Annotated in this window: 14 protein-coding genes; all 14 read right to left on the reverse strand. The window is 35.1% G+C overall.

The window, feature by feature from the left end:
• Positions 1–18: 18 nt before the first annotated feature.
• On the reverse strand, positions 19–759 hold the full coding sequence (gene cmk, locus CGC49_RS02130) for a (d)CMP kinase (RefSeq protein ID WP_095894424.1): 741 nt from the start codon (positions 757–759) through the stop codon (positions 19–21).
• A gap of 226 nt (positions 760–985) precedes the next feature.
• Positions 986–3,073 (reverse strand): carboxy terminal-processing peptidase, encoded by a 2,088-nt coding sequence (locus CGC49_RS02135; protein WP_042342951.1) that lies wholly within the window; start codon positions 3,071–3,073, stop codon positions 986–988.
• Positions 3,074–3,318: 245 nt separating this feature from the next.
• Positions 3,319–4,362: a glutaminyl-peptide cyclotransferase gene (locus tag CGC49_RS02140; RefSeq protein WP_095893303.1), complete on the reverse strand. Its 1,044-nt coding sequence runs from the start codon at positions 4,360–4,362 to the stop codon at positions 3,319–3,321.
• A 6-nt stretch (positions 4,363–4,368) separates the two neighbouring features.
• Positions 4,369–5,310: an energy transducer TonB gene (locus tag CGC49_RS02145; protein ID WP_095911744.1), complete on the reverse strand. Its 942-nt coding sequence runs from the start codon at positions 5,308–5,310 to the stop codon at positions 4,369–4,371.
• Positions 5,311–5,574: 264 nt separating this feature from the next.
• Positions 5,575–6,441, reverse strand: a complete 867-nt coding sequence (locus tag CGC49_RS02150) for an OmpA family protein (protein WP_042008015.1) — start codon at positions 6,439–6,441, stop codon at positions 5,575–5,577.
• Between the two features lie 38 nt (positions 6,442–6,479).
• Positions 6,480–7,469, reverse strand: a complete 990-nt coding sequence (locus tag CGC49_RS02155) for a glycosyltransferase family 2 protein (protein ID WP_095911745.1) — start codon at positions 7,467–7,469, stop codon at positions 6,480–6,482.
• Between the two features lie 123 nt (positions 7,470–7,592).
• Complete coding sequence (locus tag CGC49_RS02160; RefSeq protein ID WP_095911746.1) at positions 7,593–8,495, reverse strand: DUF4249 family protein; 903 nt, start codon at positions 8,493–8,495, stop codon at positions 7,593–7,595.
• A gap of 1 nt (position 8,496) precedes the next feature.
• A complete protein-coding gene (locus CGC49_RS02165; RefSeq protein ID WP_095911747.1) occupies positions 8,497–10,872 on the reverse strand; it encodes a TonB-dependent receptor in 2,376 nt (791 codons plus the stop codon).
• Positions 10,873–11,132: 260 nt separating this feature from the next.
• Positions 11,133–13,790 carry a carboxypeptidase-like regulatory domain-containing protein gene (locus CGC49_RS02170; protein WP_095911748.1) on the reverse strand — a complete coding sequence of 886 codons (2,658 nt, stop codon included), beginning with the start codon at positions 13,788–13,790 and terminating at the stop codon, positions 11,133–11,135.
• A 14-nt stretch (positions 13,791–13,804) separates the two neighbouring features.
• Positions 13,805–14,494 carry a GLPGLI family protein gene (locus CGC49_RS02175; RefSeq protein WP_095893309.1) on the reverse strand — a complete coding sequence of 230 codons (690 nt, stop codon included), beginning with the start codon at positions 14,492–14,494 and terminating at the stop codon, positions 13,805–13,807.
• 104 nt (positions 14,495–14,598) lie between these two features.
• Positions 14,599–16,893 carry a GH92 family glycosyl hydrolase gene (locus CGC49_RS02180; protein ID WP_095911749.1) on the reverse strand — a complete coding sequence of 765 codons (2,295 nt, stop codon included), beginning with the start codon at positions 16,891–16,893 and terminating at the stop codon, positions 14,599–14,601.
• A 79-nt stretch (positions 16,894–16,972) separates the two neighbouring features.
• Positions 16,973–17,362 (reverse strand): helix-turn-helix domain-containing protein, encoded by a 390-nt coding sequence (locus CGC49_RS02185; RefSeq protein ID WP_231554060.1) that lies wholly within the window; start codon positions 17,360–17,362, stop codon positions 16,973–16,975.
• A gap of 149 nt (positions 17,363–17,511) precedes the next feature.
• On the reverse strand, positions 17,512–18,573 hold the full coding sequence (serC, locus tag CGC49_RS02190; protein WP_095893311.1) for a 3-phosphoserine/phosphohydroxythreonine transaminase: 1,062 nt from the start codon (positions 18,571–18,573) through the stop codon (positions 17,512–17,514).
• Positions 18,574–18,579: 6 nt separating this feature from the next.
• Complete coding sequence (locus CGC49_RS02195; RefSeq protein WP_095911750.1) at positions 18,580–19,635, reverse strand: acyl-CoA reductase; 1,056 nt, start codon at positions 19,633–19,635, stop codon at positions 18,580–18,582.
• Between the last annotated feature and the right edge of the window lie 49 nt (positions 19,636–19,684).

Genomic DNA, 19,684 nt, shown 5'->3' on the forward strand with positions numbered 1-19,684 from the left:
TTTTTTTGGTTAAAGGAATTAAACTGTTTCGTCTGAAATTCGCTGGTTTGCTAAGTCGAGTATTTTCTGTACTTGCTGGTCAAACGTCAAATTGGAATTATCGATTTCAACAGCATCTTTGGCTTTCAACAAAGGAGACTCCTTGCGTGTGGTATCTAAAAAATCTCGATATTGAACGTTTTTTAAAACTTCTTCAAACGATACTTCTTCGCCTTTTTCTAGCAATTCTTTGTAGCGACGCTCAGCTCGAATTTGTTCGGAAGCTGTCATGAAAATCTTCAGCTCTGCATTGGGGAACACTACTGAACCAATGTCCCTTCCGTCCATTACAATGCCTTTCTCTTCTGAAAATTTCCTTTGTAAATCAACTAAATAAGCACGTACACTCGCTACTTTTGCTACTTCACTCACCAAATTAGCTACTTCAATTGATCGGATTTCTTTCTCTATATTAACATCATTCAAGTAGATTTCAGAAAACTGTAACTCGGGATTATATTTAAACTTAATATCTGAATTTTTTAAAGCCGTCAGTAATTCTTGCTCTTTAAGATAAACTGTCTGTTCATCTTGCTGTTTATCAGTGTTTTCTACTGTTTTTTTTTCAACAAATCCTTTTTGCATTGCCAAATAAGTTACAGCTCGGTACATTGCTCCAGTATCCACATAAACATACCCTAATTTCTTGGCAACAACCTTAGCCGTACTACTTTTCCCCGTGGATGAATATCCGTCTATAGCGATAATTATTTTCTGCATTTCCCTTTCTTTTATTGTCGGCAAATATACAATTTTAGTTTCAATATCTTTTATATTAAACGCTATGTTTACCTCAACAATCTTAATTTCAATTTGAGTACAAAAGAACGCTTTTTGTGTAGATTCACTTAGTCGTCTGATAAAAGTACTTCGTAGATTGGAACTGAAAACATCGATTAAAAAAAACATTGAGATTCAGAAACTCTAAATCTCAATATTTCATTTGTTATTTTTGAGCCAAATCTTCCAAAACATTCACGGCTTCTTCCAAATAAATGTCTTTTTGTAAGTTTTCATGCCAACGGTCTCTACGAAGCTTTAAATCTTCGTTTTTACCAATTTTAGCTTCATCACTTGGCAAAGAAGAGAACTTTAAGTTTGATTTATATTCGGAAATAGCTTTGAAACGCTTTGATTCTTCTTCATTTTTTTCCATGAGTTTTTTGTACGCCTCATAGTTTAATGGAAATATATTCTCATCTTGTTGTTGCTTAATCCATTTCGCATTTTCGTCTATCAATTTGAAATTTGGATTTTCTTGTATTCTCTTTTGGCTATTAGCTATTACACGTGCAAACAACTCATCGTTTTTCAGAGGTACGTACTGCTGACTTTTAATTTTATCCCAAACCATAGCATTAGACATATCGCGTTCTCCCACATCAATATACTTGTATTTATCGGGCATAACAATATCGCTTTTCACACCTTCGAGCTGAGTTGACCCCCCGTTAATACGATAGAATTTTTGAATCGTAATCTTCAAAGCTCCCAAATCGCCGAATGAATTTTGTCGAACATACTGATTCAAATCAGCAAAAGTTTGTACCGTTCCTTTCCCAAAAGTTTGTTTACCCCCCATAACAATAGCACGTTTATAATCTTGCATTGCAGCCGCTAAAATTTCGGATGCTGAAGCTGACAATTCATTAGTCATAATTACCAAGGGACCATCCCATTGCGTACGTGAATCGGTGTCAGCGAGATTATCAACACGCCCTTGGGAAGATTTGACCTGCACCACAGGCCCTGATTTGATAAACAACCCTGCAATATCGACCACTGAACGTAACGAGCCACCACCATTGTTTCGCAAATCAACAATGATTCCAGCAACACCTTGCTTTTTTAACTTCTCAACCTCAATTGCCATATCGGTTGCGGCATTTTTGGAATTGTAGTTCTCCACATCCATATAAAACTTAGGTAAGTCTATAATTCCATATTTTTTGCCGTTATGATTCACTATCACTGATTTTGCATAGGTTTCTTCCATTTCAACAATGTCCCGAATCACACCCACCGTTTCGATAGTTCCATCCACACGCTTAACAGTCAAACGCACCTCAGTCCCTTTTGGCCCTTTTATGAGTTTAATAGCCTCATCCAAACGCATTCCAACAACATCAACAGGTTCTTCTTTGCCCTGAGCTACTTTGAGAATTAAATCTCCCACTTCCAATGCTTTAGCTTTCCAAACAGGCCCTCCTAAAATGATTGTCGTAACTCGAATACCGTCAATTTTTTTCTGTAATTGAGCTCCAATACCTTCAAATTTTCCTGACATTCCTTGATCAAAACTTTTTTTGATGTCGGGAGCCATATAGTTGGTGTGTGGATCAAAGGTCTCAGCAAAAGCATTCACATATATGGAAAACCATTCTTCTTCGAGCATATCGTCATAAATCGAAAAAATTTCTGTGAGTGTTTTTTCAGCATTCTCCACCGATTCTTTTTTTAATTCCTCAGCAGACTTCACTTTGTAGGTGCTATCTTTCTCCAACTTTGTATTTTCTTCCTTTTCTTTGGTTAAATAATTGGAAATAGCCGAAAAAGTGATGATCTGATTCCATCGATTTTGCATTTCGGTTTTTGTTTTAACATATTGAATTTCTTCAAAATCAGTGCTTATTGTTTTTTTAGAATTAAAATCAATCGGTTTTTTAAATATCTGCTTTGCAATTTCTTGCGATTCTTTCATTCGTTGCATCAAACGGCTGTATGTGAGATTAAAAAATGAAATATCGCCTCGTTTCAAATCATCATCCAAACGAGTTTCGTATTTTTTAAACTCGTTGATATCCGATTGTAGAAAATAACGTTTTTGGCTATCCAATTGCTCGATATAGCTTTTGTACATTTTTTTAGAAAACTCGTCGTTGATTTGCATAGGACTGAAATGTCCATTACTAAGCACGTACTGTACAATCTCCAACAATAGTTTGTCTTTGTCAGGATTTTCAAACTTTTTTGCAAAACTACAGGATGCAAAGGATATGAAAAATAAAAGTAAAGATGCTGAAATTTTTTTCATTACTACAGGTTTTCTATATTAATTAATTCTCTGTGAAAGGGCAAAATAAGTGCCAAAATATACTTGTAACTTGGCAAACTTACATAAAAAAAATGATTTATGACGTATTATCAAAAAGGTTTATCAGTTTTATCCTATTAACTATCTACATACCAACCAATTAAACCTCAAGTTGAATTTATTCACGATTTTAAAAATCAGGTCGTGTATGTGATGATAGAGAAAAAACGTAGAAAACTAAGTCCCTACTTTTCTTCAAAAACTACTTCGAAAATTTTATTCCAATTTTTTCCTGTTATAAAAAACGTTTTTCTATTATGGTGATAAGCAATCCCATTTAACACATCTAATTCAGGTATTTGTTCCACTTTTTCTTTCAACCCACGCATATCCACAATACCTTCAATAGCCCCATTCTGGGGATTGATAATCATTATTCCATCTTTCTGGTAGGTATTGGCGTAAATTTTCCCGTTCACCCATTCCAACTCGTTTGCATTTGAAAATAAGGATTTATCAGTAGAAATTTGTATAAAATCTTCCTCTTGATACGTATTCGGATTTAATATCCAAATTTTCTCCGTACCATCACTTTTATAGATTTTTTTTCCATCGTAGCACAAACCCCAACCCTCTTTACTTTTCCCGTAGGCAAATGTTTGCTGCTGATTCAAATCCAAATCATAGACAATACCTAAGTTTTCTTGCCATGTCAGTTGCAAAATTTTATTATCAAAAACAGTAACTCCTTCCCCAAAGTACTGAGACGCTAAATTGATTTTTTTATACTCTTGTCCTGTAAAAACATTCCACTTTCGTAGAGTTGATTTTCCATATTGCCCCGTACTTTCTATAAGAGTATCTCCCACAAATTCAAGCCCTTGGGTATAAGCAGTTTTATCATGATCGTATTGATTTATAATTCTGTAAGTGTAGAGTTTGGGGGCTTTATCTGCCAAAATTGTCAATTCTTTTTGGAACGTATATTCTTTCCCACTCTCTGTTACCACCTCAATTTCAATAATTTGCTTACCTAATTTTATATTTTTTAAAAGATAAGATCCTTCCATGAACGTAAGCTCCTCTCCATTGATTTTATAACTTACCGAAGCCACCGCTTCTCCAAAATCATTATCAGAAACAGAGAGTTGAACGGTATCGTTTAGATGATATTCCTTTTTTTGTGGTTGAACTTTGAGATTGTAATTGCGTGTTTTTTGTGATCCCAAACCATTGCATGAGAAAAACACACAAACTATTGTAAAAAAAACAATTACATTTTTTATCATAAGATTTTATCGTTTAGATTGAAAAAAATAGGTGATTGTACCGCTTTGCATTTTTCTGTCCAAATAGACATTAAATCGTGCTTGACGAGCATACGCCAGAGCATTCTCAACTAAGCAACCATTAGTGGTAGTTGAATGCTCTCGATTTATGGAAGCTGTTACTACTTTGCCTTCTTCATTGACCTTTATGTCAACAACGACCTTGCCTTCTTCCTCACACGTAAATACAGGATTAGGCAAATCGCCCCTGACTTCTCTATCGACTAAAGCATACTTTATTAAAGTGTTTTTATTGACAACTTCTTCTCTTTTGACGCCTTGCTGGTTTTGTTCTATCCCGACATCTGTTGTAACTACAACATCGGAAATTTTATCCGTTAGCAATGACTCACTAGCCTCTTTCATTTCGCGTTCTGCTAAAATTTCATCTAAGGTTTTGAAAGGCTCATCAGCGTGTTTTAAAGCTCTATCTGCTTCATTATAAGTTTTTATAGTAATCCTTGTTTGTTCCGTTATGCCTTGTTCAGCCTTGCTTTCTTCGGGAGGAATATCAAATTGAGCAACTTCTGGAGTAAAATTCATTTCCAACATAATTTCAACTTCCTTAGCTTTAAGCTGAACACGCAACATTAAGACCAAAATACATATTATGAAAGAAAGCGTAATGATTACCGATTTTTCTATAGGCGAGAGCATGTCAATAAACCTCCTAACCTCTGGTAAGAAAGTTTGCCAATCCCCTCTTCTACTTTTTTTCTTTGAACGCGGTCTTGAATTATGTATTTTAGGGTTTATATCTGTTACAATAGGAATTTGAGAAGTGTCTACCTTAGGTTTAGATTCCTCAGAAACATCCTCTTTGGGTTTCGGTAATTGAGGTGTGGTAACATCAGACTTTCGAGGTTGAACCGATGGTTTTTTATTATATTTTCTCTTTTTTTTCTTCATTATCTATCGGATTCTTAAACAAATCCAATGACAAAGATACTGAATATAATTAAATTGGAATAACTTTCAATAAAAAAGAAGCTGTCATAAAAGTATTTTTTTTCTTCTCTTGCAATTGATTTAGATTCTGTTGAGCAATATTCTCGTGTTGAAATTAGAAAATCTGTACTTGCAAGATTTATATCTACAATTGAACAAGAGCTCAACAAACTAAAATAACAAAACAACAAATTACTTTTTGGACAGCTTCTTTAAACTATTTAATTATTTATTAATAGCCGGATCTTTCATTCCTTCTTCTATCATATTATAGAATTGATCAAGTTTAGGAAGTACTACGATGCGTGTTCTACGGTTTTGAGCTTTTCCTTCTTTGGTGTCATTAGTTGTAACTGGTATGTATTCGCTACGTCCTGCTGCCGTCATACGCTCTGGACTTACACCAAAATCTTTTTGTAATATACGAACGATTGCAGTTGCACGAAGTACGCTCAAATCCCAATTATCTTTAATAACTGTATTAGCTTTATACGGTACATTGTCAGTATGTCCTTCAACCATAAACTCAAAATCAGGCTTATTTTTCACAACCAAAGCCACTTTACCTAACACCTCTTTAGCACGGTTAGTAACTGCATAGCTTCCGCTGCTGAACAGCAACTTATCAGAAATATTTACAAAAACAACTCCTTTTTCAACTTTCACTTCAATATCTTGGTCGTCTAAGTTACCAATGGCTCCCTTTAAACTTTGCACTAAGGCTAAGTTGATAGAATCACGACGAGTTACTGCATCTCTTAAGTTTCTGATTGTCAAATCTTTCTCACGAAGACTTTCCAATGATTTTTCAAGATTTTCAGCTCCTTTTTGGGTTAAGGTTGTCAAATTACCCATATTATTAATCAATTGCTGATTGTTTTCACGCAACAAATCATTTTCATTTTTTAGGCTTGACACTTGATACTGCAATTTTTCATAATCTTTCAAACAAGCATTCAATTTGACAGTTGCCGTGTTTAGTAATTCATCTGTTTGTTTGTACTTTTGTTCTAGCTCTGCATATTTCTTGTTCGATACGCACGAAACTGTTACCAAACTCACTAATGAAATAGCTACAAAAATCTTTCTCATTATATTTAATTTTAAAGGTTTATATAAAGGCAAAAATACTATTTTAATTTGTTAAAAGTTCTTTTATTTTTAATAAAATATTCCCAAACAATAGATTCTACTTCATAATATAACAGAAAATCAGTTCCTTTTCTTTTGTTTTTAAATTTAAAAAAATATCTGTAAAAACTCATATGAGCCTTGAAAATTGCCCATGTAAAGCTTATTTTTCCTTGGAAAAGAAAACGTCCTCCTGCAATTCCATCTAACAACATTCGTAAAAATAAAATTCGATATTTTCTCTTCTGTGGCAAATTTTTAAGTAGCATGAACAATCCATTCCTGAAATTCAAATAGGTCTTTTTAGGATTATCGGTAGGCAGGGTAGCCGCACCTACGTGAAAAACCTTACTCTTTGGAGTATAAACAACCCGTTTTCCAAATCTATGTATCCGCCAACAAAGGTCTATTTCTTCTTGATGAGCAAAGAAATCCTCATCGAATCCATTCATCTGTTTAAAAACATCTGAACGAATAAAAAAACAGGCTCCCGATGCCCAAAACACATCCATTTCAGTATCGTACTGTCCTAAATCTTGCTCTACAACATCAAAAATACGTCCCCTACAAAAAGGAAAACCATATTTATCAATAAAACCACCCGCAGCTCCAGCGTATTCAAAGTGGTTTTTATCCTTATAATCTAATATTTTGGGCTGTACAACCCCTATTTCAGGGTTTTTGAACAATTTTTCAATCGGAATCAACCAATTTTCAGTTACTTCAATATCTGAATTTAATAAACAATATACATCTGCTTCAATCTGCTGTAACCCTTGATTGTACCCTCGAGCATAGCCCCCGTTAGTAGGTAAACTAACAATATGAACATCCGAAAACGTATTTTTAACGTATTCCACAGAGGTATCTGTCGAGGCATTGTCAACCAAATAAAGAGATGCTTGAGGCGAATATTTTACCAATGAAGGTAAAAACTTTTCCAAAAGATGCTTTCCATTCCAATTTAGAACTACAACAGCTATTTTCATTTTTTATATTTGTGCGATTTAGCAGAACTTAAACAAAGGCGAAAGTTCGAAAATATCAAGAAAACCAATATGAAATTAAACTTATGTTTTTAATCTCAGAACAATAATCAAAACATTGCACTTCTACTTAACAATATATTGAAATTCAGAATACTGCCCCACACGAAAAGCTCCTAACGGATTTTTCTTCGGATTGGTTTCATGTGTTACATTTCCTAAAATACGAGCAGGAATGTTATTGGATGGAGGTCCTGCTCCCCTACCTTGGTCGTTAATGGCTACGTCCGCCAAAAAGTCTATAATTTGTTTATATTCATATGATATACGATATAAAGAGACATAAATTTGATCACCTTTTTTCAACTCCTCTTGGAAACCATTGGTTGTGAAAAAGAACTTTTGATCAGCGATGAATTTATCATCCAAAGTATATCTATCTTCTTTCTGTTTGTGTTTCATTCGCACCAAATAAGCATTTTCTTCATTAGCAAATCCATTAAAGAAGAATCGAGCTTCGGTTTTATTTCCAAAAATTCCTCCGTTGTCATTTTGTTGTGTTCGTGAGGCATCAACAATAGCTGTTTCCTTCATACGAGCTTTAGCTACGTATTTTTCCCCTTCATACTCAATATGCAAGATATAATCCCGCCCCAAAACAGGAGTAATTCCGTCAGGAAAGGCGTAAATAGTTCCTCCTATATGGTTGGATACTGTTGGGTATTCTGTCGGTGGAAAAATATTTGCAAATTGCTGATGACTAATCTCTTGCAAAATATATTCTTCACTATGGTAAGTAGTAATTTTAACAGCTGCTCCAGTGGCTTTTGGCGAAGGAAGATTGCTGTAATAATCGGTTGTGTAACTCAAATGCACTACGGGAATGGCTTGAGTATCTCCTTTCTTCCAATCAATATAGGCATCTACCACCAATTGAGGTTTTTCATTATCTATGTCTAAAGTAATGACTTCTTCACACGAACTCAGTGCGAACGAAAGCATACATATTATGGTATAAATTTTTCTCATTTTAAAAAGTAAAGTTATAGGTTACACTTGGAATAATCCCAAAAATCGACAACTTGACAGCTTCATTCAAGTGAGTATCTGAATTTTCACGAAAGGAAATAGAAACAGCGTTTTTTCGGTTATAAAGGTTATAAATTCCAAAATTCCATTCGCTTTTCCAGCGCTTATGTTGTTTTTGAGGCGTGTAAGTTGCTGAAATATCTAATCGGTGATAGGTTGGTAAACGATATTCATTGCGTTTGCTATAGTTTGGAACAATCATATTAAGATATTGATATGTTCCCACTGGGAAATTAGCAGGGAGTCCTATTTGTAGATTAAAAACAGCCCCAAAAGTCCATTTCGGACTCAAAGCATAGGTTGCCGTAATGGACAAATCATGAGGTTTGTCATACGGTGTACTATACCATTCTCCGTTGTTAATTCCTGTTTCTTGAGGTGTGCGACCTGGGGTTTGTTGCTCGGATTTAGACAAGGTGTAGGCTATCCATCCTGTTAATTTTCCCGTATTTTTACGCAACAACAACTCCAAACCATAAGCACGACTATGCCCGTTCAACACCACTTGTTCTATGGCTTTATTCGCAATCAAATCAGCTCCATCAATATAATCCAACCTATTTCGGGTAGTTTTGTAATAGGTTTCAGCCTCAAAACTATACCTGTCTTCAGCAAAGTTAGTAGCAAATCCGACAGCATACTGATCGCTAACTTGTGGCTTTAAATATTGGTCACTTGGCGTCCAAACATCTAATGGGCTTGGTGATGAAGTGTTTGAAATGAGATGCAAATATTGAGCATTTCTACCATAACTTGCTTTAAACGAACGATTATCATTCAGAGCATACGATAAGGTCAAACGTGGCTCAAGGTGACTGAACAAATCTATTATCTTATTATTAGGGTAATAATCAGTACCGATAGGAACTCCTTTTTGATATACACCTCGATTAGGATTGAACGTAACTGGTTGATCGTTAGCATAACGGTTTATTTCTCGACTTCCCAAATGGTAGAAGGAATTTAATCGAAGTCCGTAAGACAAATTCAACGAAGAGGTTATACTATGTTCTGCATCAATGTAGAACCCATTTTCAAAGGCATATTTATTAGGTAGATATTGCTCTTTGATATTCGAGTCGGGAGAACTTGGGGATAATTTTCCTTGTATAAAAACGTAGTACAAACCTTGAACTCCATAGGAAAGTTTGAATTTTTCAGATATATAATTTTTAAAATCATATTTCAAATTGAAGTTTTTGATACCTGAATCCCACTGAAATCCAATGTAATTAAACATAAAACCGTAATAATAATCACTAAAAATCAACGATAAATTAGAGAAAAGCTTGTCGTTGAACAAATGATTCCAGCGTAAATTAAACAAAGCATTACCATAGACATTTCTCAAATTATCGCTCAAATCAAAAAAATCACGACCGAAATAACCGGATAAATAGAGTGTATTGTTATCATTCAGTTTATAGGACAATTTTGTGTTTAGATCGTAGAAATAAGCCGAATTTTTATTATCTGTAAACTTCAAAAACAAATGAGCATACGAAGCGCGTCCGCCTATGAGAAAAGAACTCTTTTCCTTAACGATAGGGCCTTCAGCTAACAACCTTGAGGACAAAATCCCCAGACCACCTGTCATTCCGAAATCATTCCGATTTCCATCTTTTTGGTAAATATCTAAAACCGAAGAAGTTCTACCTCCATAACGCGCTGGAATTCCTCCTTTGTAAAGTTTCATATCACGAACTGCATCGGCATTGAACACACTTAAAAAACCAAACAAATGTGATGAATTAAAAATGGTAGCCTCATCCAAAAGTACTAAATTTTGGTCAGCTCCACCACCCCGCACATTGAAGCCTGATGACACTTCTCCTGCGTTACTCACTCCAGGCATCTGTAACAAAGTTTTTATAATATCTACTTCACCGATGAGTACGGGTAGCTTTTTAATAGTCGAAATAGGGACGGAAACTGTACTCATCTCAGGTTTTCGGATATCCACCTTTGAGGAAGTGTTGGCAAACACCTCTACTCCATCCAATTCAATTGCTTCGGCAGATAATTTGTAATCTTTACGGATATTTTTATCCAATACCAATTCCTCCGTAATGGTCATAAATCCCATAGACTCAATAGATATGGTATATTTTCCTTCGGGAAGTGTAATGGAAAAAAAACCATACTCGTTGGAAGTTGTTCCGGTACCTAATTCTTTGATAATACAATTAACTGCCAACAACAACTCTCCATTTGAGGCATCAACAAAATGCCCACTAAAAGTATATTTTTTCTGAGCATATACCGAAGTAGTTAAGAATATGCCTAAAAAAAATAACAAAAAAAAATTCCTTGTCATGCTAAAATATGAATATTTGGACAAAGGTACATTTTTTATTTAATTTTCATATCAGTTTTATAGGAATTTTAGGTTTAACACAAAAAATTATCAACTTTTGATTTATTTATTTAAAGTATTTTTAACCTTCAAAGTTGAAAAAACATAAAGTTTACGCAATTTGTTTTAAACCAAGTAGAAATATAAAATGAACTCTATATTTCTATAATTCAATTTGTAATATGTGTTTAACCTAACAGAACTCAAGTTTTCGATGTAGATTAGAGTTTATACCGAATTGAAAAAACAATCGTTCGAGGCATCACGTAGGTGGTTTGCATCGCCACATAATAATTTGACATACTGCTATTTACCTTGGTCTCTGTTCCCAAAATATTATTCCCCGCCAAATGAAACCCCCACGAACTTTTGGATTTCTGATAATCCAACGAGATATTTAAATACTGAAAATCAGCTGATTGATTTAAATTAAGTTGCTCATTCTTAAAATAAGCATATTGCAATTTTGTCGAAAAATCGTTTGTAAAACGATAATCTGCCGTAGCGAGCCAATAATCAGACGTGAGTTTTGACAAAGAAGTTCCCCGATGTTCATTCCAACTTTTTGTATAAGAAACATCTAAATTTGCTTTCTTGTAAGTAACTCTTGTATAAGCCTTTACACTATGATTCATTCGATGATTTTCTGTGATAATACGATTCATTTTTTGTGTATAATCGCTCCATAAACCTGAATACGTCAATCCCCATCGCATACCCAAAATTTTCCTTTCAAAGGTCGTCATGAAATTCCACGAAGTTTGAGGTTTATGGCTCAGAAACCAAGACGAAAAACGATTAATATCCTCAAAAATATACTCACTACCTATGATTTTCGTTTTTCTATTGAATGACAAATGGGCGAATAGTGTCATTCCTTTGAAAAAGCTACTTTTTCTGTAATTTAATGAAAATGAATGAAATAACTCATTATCCAACATAGGATTTCCCCGTGTAATGGCATTATAGGACAGTAACGAAAAATTTTCTAATAGCATTTCTTCTTTAGGAAATATATTTCGTTTGGCATAATGAAATTTAATTTCTTCTGAATTACTAAACTCATAGGTAGTTTCAAAAGCAGGTTCAAAAGCCAACAAATCAGACGTTCTTTTATTGACTAATTGATTGTTTTTAAGCCTATAATATCGTAAAAATGTAGAAATTTTTGAAACCAATTTATTAATCTTAAAACGATATTCCAACCCTAAAAAAGCATCTGCCAAGGTGTAATCATACATATTTCCAAAACCTGCCGAAACAAAGTTATTAGAACTTCCATCAGTAAGTAATTGTTTCTCATTTCCATTTAACAAACTCATTTCCAAATTGCTACCTACATTGGTATATAAATGATTCAAATCATTAATCGTCCAATAGTGTTTAAAAATAGCATCTATTTGATGTTTCTTGGTCTGTTTGGTTTGTACCAAATGATATTCTGTATCGGTTAGCAATGGCAACAAAGACGGTAAAGAAGTCAACTGATTCGTAATCCACTGATTATTAGGAGAAATTTTGTCATAACTATGATTTATGACAAAGGTAGTCGTTTCCTTAGGGTTATAAACCTTATGCCATTCCACATATTGCTTAAATGAAATGTTATCCGCATCGGTCAATGAATGTATCTTCTGAATTCGGAGAGGTGATTCGGAAATTAAATCATTGGAAATGTGATTGTTATTAGCATCAAATTGAGCATTATAGAACCATTTTTCATCAGACGAAGGAGCGTAATCCACCTTGATGTTCCCCATTCCCAACAGATTCTGTTGCTCGTTAGTAAGCTGTTGCCATTCCAAAAGAGGTTTCTGATTGGTAAGATATTCAATGGAAGTATCTTTTTTATAGTTAGTTAGCAATTTTGAAAAAATACTAAACCCCGACAGATAGAGTTTGGAGGTAGGCATATACCCGTAATTAAACGCTAAAAAACGTGCATTGTGGCGGTACATATTTTGGTTATTTTGGCTGTACGTAGAAAGATTCACTGACAAACCTCGTTGCTTGGTGAACCGACTGCGTCCTCCTTGAAAACGCATCAAATCTTGGAAAGAAAACGCCGATTTTCCAAAATCGTTAACATCGCCTATAAGGTTCAAATTCAATTCGGGATGGTAATAGAACAAGGCGGTATGTGCTAAGTGGTGACTATCATTTCCCGCCCCAGCTTCGAGGTCACCAAAAACGAATTTCTTTTTGTCTTCTTTCAGTAAAACATTCATTGCCAACTCATTAGAACTTGATACATTTTTCAAAAAACTGACCTCGTTAAAATTGTCAATTACTTCAATTTTGTCCAACGCATCGGCAGGAATATTTTCAACAGCCAATTTTGAACTCCCTCCGAAAAAGGAACGTCCCTCTACTAACATTTGAGTTACTTGTTTGCCCTGTACCTTGATTATGCCATCATCGTCCACCTCCACACCTGGGAGTTTTTCCAGTACTTCCTTCATTTTGCGTTCGTTACCCAACACAAAAGCATCAACTTTATAAACGGTCGTATCTTTTTTAACAGTGATAGGAAGCCTTTCGGCAGAAATGACTACTTCGGTCAATTCAACTCCCGTATTTTTCAATACGAAATGATGTTCCAAACGTTGTTCCGTTGCCGTAATCGTAGCATTCTGAGGAGTATATCCCAAATAGGACACTGAAATCACATATTCCACATTACGAAGCAGGTTAAATTTGTACCGCCCCTGTTTGTCGGTCGTAGCAAACAATATTCGACCTCCTTTTTGGGCAGGACGTGCCAACAAGTTTACATTTTCCAACGGAGCAAGGCTATCTCTGACCGTTCCTTCAAACACGCTTTCTTGGGAATAACCTGAAAAATAACACAATATAAGCAGAAAGAAAAATAAACGCATTCAAAAAGGGAAGTTTATTTCAATTTTTCAAGAAACTCATTAACTTCTTTATTTACAAAGACTTTATATTCTTCAGGAGTAAGCGTTTTATCTATTTTTGGGAATTTCAATTGGGGAGCAGATTTTAGGGGTATGATTTTCTCGACTACCAAACTGCTTGTCGCTCCCTTCGTTCCCGCAAGAAGTACCAACCCCGGAAGTCCAAAAAAATCTTCAGGGCCGTATTTGACAGGAAAATCGGGACAAAACCACGCTTCCATTTCCTGTTCCTCATCTCCCAAGGCTTCTATCAGGTGAGGCCGTTTGGTAAAAGCACGATAACACACATAACCATTTATAGTAACCGAATCATCGGTAATTGTCCATTGATGATGATTCAAATCATATTTCACAAATACGCCTTCTCTTTCTGCAACAACCTGATTTCCTTTGTAATAGAATCTTTCGACCTTAGGAAGTTGTATTCCTTCAGGGAGCATTTGCTCATAAAATGAATACACCGCTTTGTCCCCTGCAACTAATAGCTGAAATCTGTGGCTTCGTTTTGCTTTTAATTTGCTCTCAACATTATTTTTGATTATAGGGTCTTTGATGTTTTTGAGATTATCGATATTGACTTCCGTTTTATAAATCACTTGGTAATTCTGAGAAAAAGCGGAAAGACTTATGATAAAAAACAACAGAGATAATAGATTTCGGTTCATAATTTATTTTTTTTTGCGATTCCTTTCTTTTTAGATATTCACATGATTTTTAAAATAGATATCTCATCATAAAAGTACCTAATTTTCAAAATAATTATCAATTTTCACTTGCTAATTGAATACGGTTTTTCTCCTGCAATACCACTATCTGACGGCATATGGGTCATATGGAAATCAATACGTCCATTGGATTTGAAAAACTCAAAAGGAATGTAAGGTTTATCCCAAGTTTTTCCATTTAATACGACATGGTCAATATATTTGTTTTCCAAAGAGTTTTTAACACCATTGATGATGAGCTTTTTATCATTTGGAAGTTGTACTGTTACTTTCTCAAAAATTGGACTTCCGATAATATACTCATCAGTGGCAGGAGTCACAGGATAGAATCCTAACGCACTGAACACATACCAAGCCGATGTTTGTCCATTATCCTCATCTCCGCAATATCCATCGGGGGTAGGAGCATAAAGTTTGGTCATTACCTCACGAATTTTCTCTTGGGTTTTATGAGGCTTACCAACGTAGTTGTACAAATAAATCATATGTTGAATCGGTTGGTTACCATGTGCATAATTGCCCATATCCATAATCTGCATCTCTCTGATTTCGTGAATAGTAAATCCATAATACGAGTGATCGAACAGAGGTGGCATTTCAAAAACCTCATCTAATTTTTTCTCAAAGGTAGCACCTCCTCCCATCAAATTGGCTAATCCTTGAATGTCATGGAAAACTGACCAAGTGTAGTGCAAACTATTACCCTCGGTGAAAGCATCACCCCATTTCAGTGGATTGAAAGGTGATTGAAATGTCCCATCTTCGTTTTTTCCTCGCATCCAACCACTTTCTTTGTCAAACATATGGCGATAATTCAACGATTTTTGTTTGTAAGTCTGAGCAATGTCGTTTTTACCCATCGCTTTAGCCATTTGGTAAATGGTAAAATCAGCATAGGCATACTCCAAAGTACGAGCTACATTTTCATTAATACCCACATTGTAAGGAACATATCCTAATTTATTATAGAAATCAACACCCTCACGCCCCACGGATTTGACAGGTCGTCCTTCGTTTTGAGTAGCGTTTTTCAACATGGCTTCAAGCAAAATTTCGGCATCTTCATTGGAAATATTTCCTTTTAGAAAAGCATCAGCTATGATAGGAGCTGAATTTGACCCAATCATGCAATCACGATGCCCCGGACTCGCCCATTCGGGTAACCAACCTGACTCTAAATAGGTATTTACCAATCCCTTCATAAATTTCTGATTCATCTCTGGATACATCAGATTAAAGAACGGAAAAACAGCTCGAAATGTATCCCAAAAACCATTGTCAGTGAACATATAACCCTTCTCGATCTTTCCGTTGTAGGGACTGTAATGTACAATTTCGCCTTTTTCGTCCAATTCATAGAACGTTCGGGGAAAAAGTAACACACGATAGAGGCATGAATAAAATGTTCGTATATTATCAATATTACTATCTTTGACACGTATCTTAGTAAGTTCTTCTTCCCAACGGTTCAGAGCCTTATTTTTGGTTTGTTCGAACGAATCGTTGCCTATTTCAGCGTTCAAATTACGCTCAGCTTGTTCCCAACTGATAAACGATGAAGCTACTTTCACTCGCACTTCTTGCCCCCGTTTGGTAGCAAACTTCACAATTGCTCCAACGTGATTTCCTTCACTTTCAGTATTGTTTTCCAACAATCTCCATTGATCGCCCCAAGTACTAACATTCTCAAAATCAGTATCAAACTCTGCTACAAAATAATTATGGAAATTATCAGGAACACCTCCGTTATGATTCCGAGCATAACCTATAATTTTCCGTTTTTCAGGAATAATTTTTACCATCGACCCTTTGAAATAAGCATCCAAAAGTATGTAAGCCTTCTGCGATTCTGGAAATGTAAACCTAAATTGAGCTGCTCTTTCGGTTGGAGCTATTTCAACAGTAGTATCATAATCAGCCAGATATACTTTATAGTAATGCGGTTTAACTATCTCTGCTTTATGCGAAAACCAAGAGGCTCGTTCACTTTCTTCAATTTTCAAATCGCCCACCACAGGCATCAAAGCAAAAGCTCCATAATCGTTGATCCATGGACTGGGTTGATGGGTTTGTTTAAATCCTCGAATTTTGTTGGCTTGATACTGATACGTCCATCCATCGCCCATTTTATTGGTTTGAGGTGTCCAAAAATTCATTCCCCAAGGTAAAGCTATGGCTGGATACGTATTTCCATTGGAAAGCTCGAACTTTGAATCTGTTCCCATCAAAGGATTCACATAGTCAATCAGTGGAGTCTGCTCCTCCAAAATAGGTTTCTCTTGGTGGTGACATCCATAGAGAAAAAAAGAAGATAACAAAAATAAAAGTCTGATTTTCATAGATTTATATTTTTTTAGGTCGGTTGATATATTTTTTGACTTCTTTTGGCTCGAAAACTGTCAAAAAAATAGCAATATTTCAGGGGGTAAATTGAGCCAAAAGACTTTTTAAATACTGAATTTGATTATCTTTATCCTGTAGCTGTGCTTTATATAGTTCAATTAATTTATTAACCGTATCTTTATTTTCTACAACCAAATTTTGTATATATCCATTGCAGTAGGCTTCACCGTTATAGACCTGTGAATGAATGTTTATTCCGCTGTTATCAAAGAAATCACTCACATTTGTTTCTAAAATTTTGGCTATCTGAAATAACCTATCCACTGTAATCTTAGTATCTTCACTTTCCATTCGTGCATAGGACGCTTGACTGATATTTAGTTTATTTGCCACATATTCTTGTGAATACCCCCGTAGTTCTCTTACTTTACGAATGTTTACCCCTATTTTATACATATTTTGCATATTATTATACGTTTTAAACATACAAATATAAAAACATTTTTGGGCATTCCAAAAAAATATTTATTTTTGCACCCTCGAAAAGCTGATAGGGCTAAGGATTAATGATACTATATAGAGAGAGATGATAAAGTTAATGTAATCCTTTACCTTCAGCTTTTTCTTTCAAGTAACTGGAGGACTTCCACTAACAGTTGTACACTCTCTAAAGGCATTGCGTTGTAGATAGATGCTCGATAACCTCCCACACTTCGGTGTCCTTTAATCCCGCTAATTCCTGCTTCTTCACAAAGTGCATCAAATAATATTTCTGCAGATGTATCTTTCAAATTAAACACAACATTCATCAAAGAACGATCCTCTGTGTTAGCGTACCCTAACACCAAAGGATTTCTATCTATTTCATTATAAATCAATTCAGCCTTAACTTGATTCATTTTTTCCATTCCTTGTAGTCCACCCTTTGCCTGAATCCATTCCAAAACCAACAAATTCACGTATATTGAGAACGTAGTTGGGGTATTGAACATACTCTCATTTCCAATTTGATTTTCATAACTCAAAATTGACGGAATTTTTCGAGATACTTTGCCTAAAACGTCTTTCTTGATTAACACAAGTGTACTACCTGATGGACCTATATTTTTCTGAGAACCAGCGTAAATGACACTGAACTTTGAGTAATCCATTGTTCTTGAAAAAATATCCGAACTTGCGTCTGCCACTAAGGGGACTTCCGTTGTAGGCAAACTGTGGTACTGCGTCCCGTAAATGGTATTATTGGTTGTAATATGTAAATAATCAATATCTTTAGGAATTGAATATTCCTTTGGAATATGTCGATAACCAGTATCTTTAGAGGAAGCAATAACCTCTACTTTTCCAAACAATTGAGCTTCTTTTAAAGCTTTATTTGCCCACGTTCCTGTGTCAATATAAGCAGCTTTATTTTCTAACAAATTATACGGAACTGACAAAAATTGAGTACTCGCTCCTCCGTGCAAAAACAACGCTTCATACGAATCATCCAATCCGGCCAATTCCAAAGCCAAAGCTCTGGCTCGTTCAATAACATTCAGAAATTCAGAACTTCGGTGGGAAATCTCTAAGATAGAGAGTCCCGTATTTTCGAAATCAATTACTGCTTGTGAAGCCTTTTCAAAAACAGTTTGAGGCAAGATAGAAGGCCCAGCACTAAAATTATGTTTTTTCATTCGTTTCTATGGTATATTCGTTAAAAATGCAACCGTGTCCACTCCATCAGCATAATCCCACAATGCTGGTTGTTGGGTTTCTCCAAAATGAATTTCATTGTGCAAGAATCCATCTGAGACAACACATTGAATTTTATCAAATTCGGTTAGCAATTTATTTTTCAAATTGTTAATATCGGTATAGTATTCGTAAAAAAGTGTTGCTATAGGAGAAGCATATCGCTCATCTTCTTTCAAAATCAAAAAGCCGTTTTCACGAAGTTTGTACAAACTCATCAAATAAACAGCCTTGTTATAGTCATAATTGTTAGCATATTTCTGCCCATTGATGATGTCACTATAAGGGAAAATTGCCTTGAAAAAGATATCTAAATCATAATTTTCAGGAATAAAAATCTTAGAAACACTTCTACACCCCAATCCAAAATACGTAAAAATATCCTTTCCTAACTGAAAAAGCTGCTCCTGAGTCTCTTTTCCTGTTAAAACAGCTATCGAATTTCTATTTTTTCGAATAATATGAGGCTTATTTCCGAAATAATACTCAAAATATCGAGCAGAATTATCACTTCCTGTAGCAATGACAGCATCAAAGTGGGTCATTCGTTCATTTGTGAACTCAAATTTTCCACGCCAACTCGGTTCTATATGTTGAAGGTAATTCGCTAAAAAAGGAAGTAGCACTTGGTCATCCGAAGATAGTTTGACCACAGCACGATGTCCTGAAATTAGTACACATAAAAAATCATGAAACCCTACCAAAGGAATGTTTCCTGCCATAATGATAGCTACATTTTTGGGGGTAATTTCATCGAAAGTGTAGTTTGACAACCAATGTTCTATATTGTTTCGTTGCAAAGCGGTCGCCCAAGACTTACAAGCAAAACGTAAATTCTCAGGAGTAAACCAACCGTTTTGTTGTTCTGCCAATCCTAAAACCTCAACAAAACCATCAAAAAAGACTTCATTCTGAGGCAAAGAAACGTTTTTTACATACGGAAAAACCGAAAACTGCTCCAAAAACTGCCCTAAAACAACAAAACTATCTATTTTATTTTTCATAAAGTGGTTTTAATATTCCTTTTAGGATATTTTTTTATACTTTTTCCTT

The organism is Capnocytophaga sp. H4358, assembly GCF_002302515.1.
GTDB classification, from domain to species: domain Bacteria; phylum Bacteroidota; class Bacteroidia; order Flavobacteriales; family Flavobacteriaceae; genus Capnocytophaga; species Capnocytophaga canis.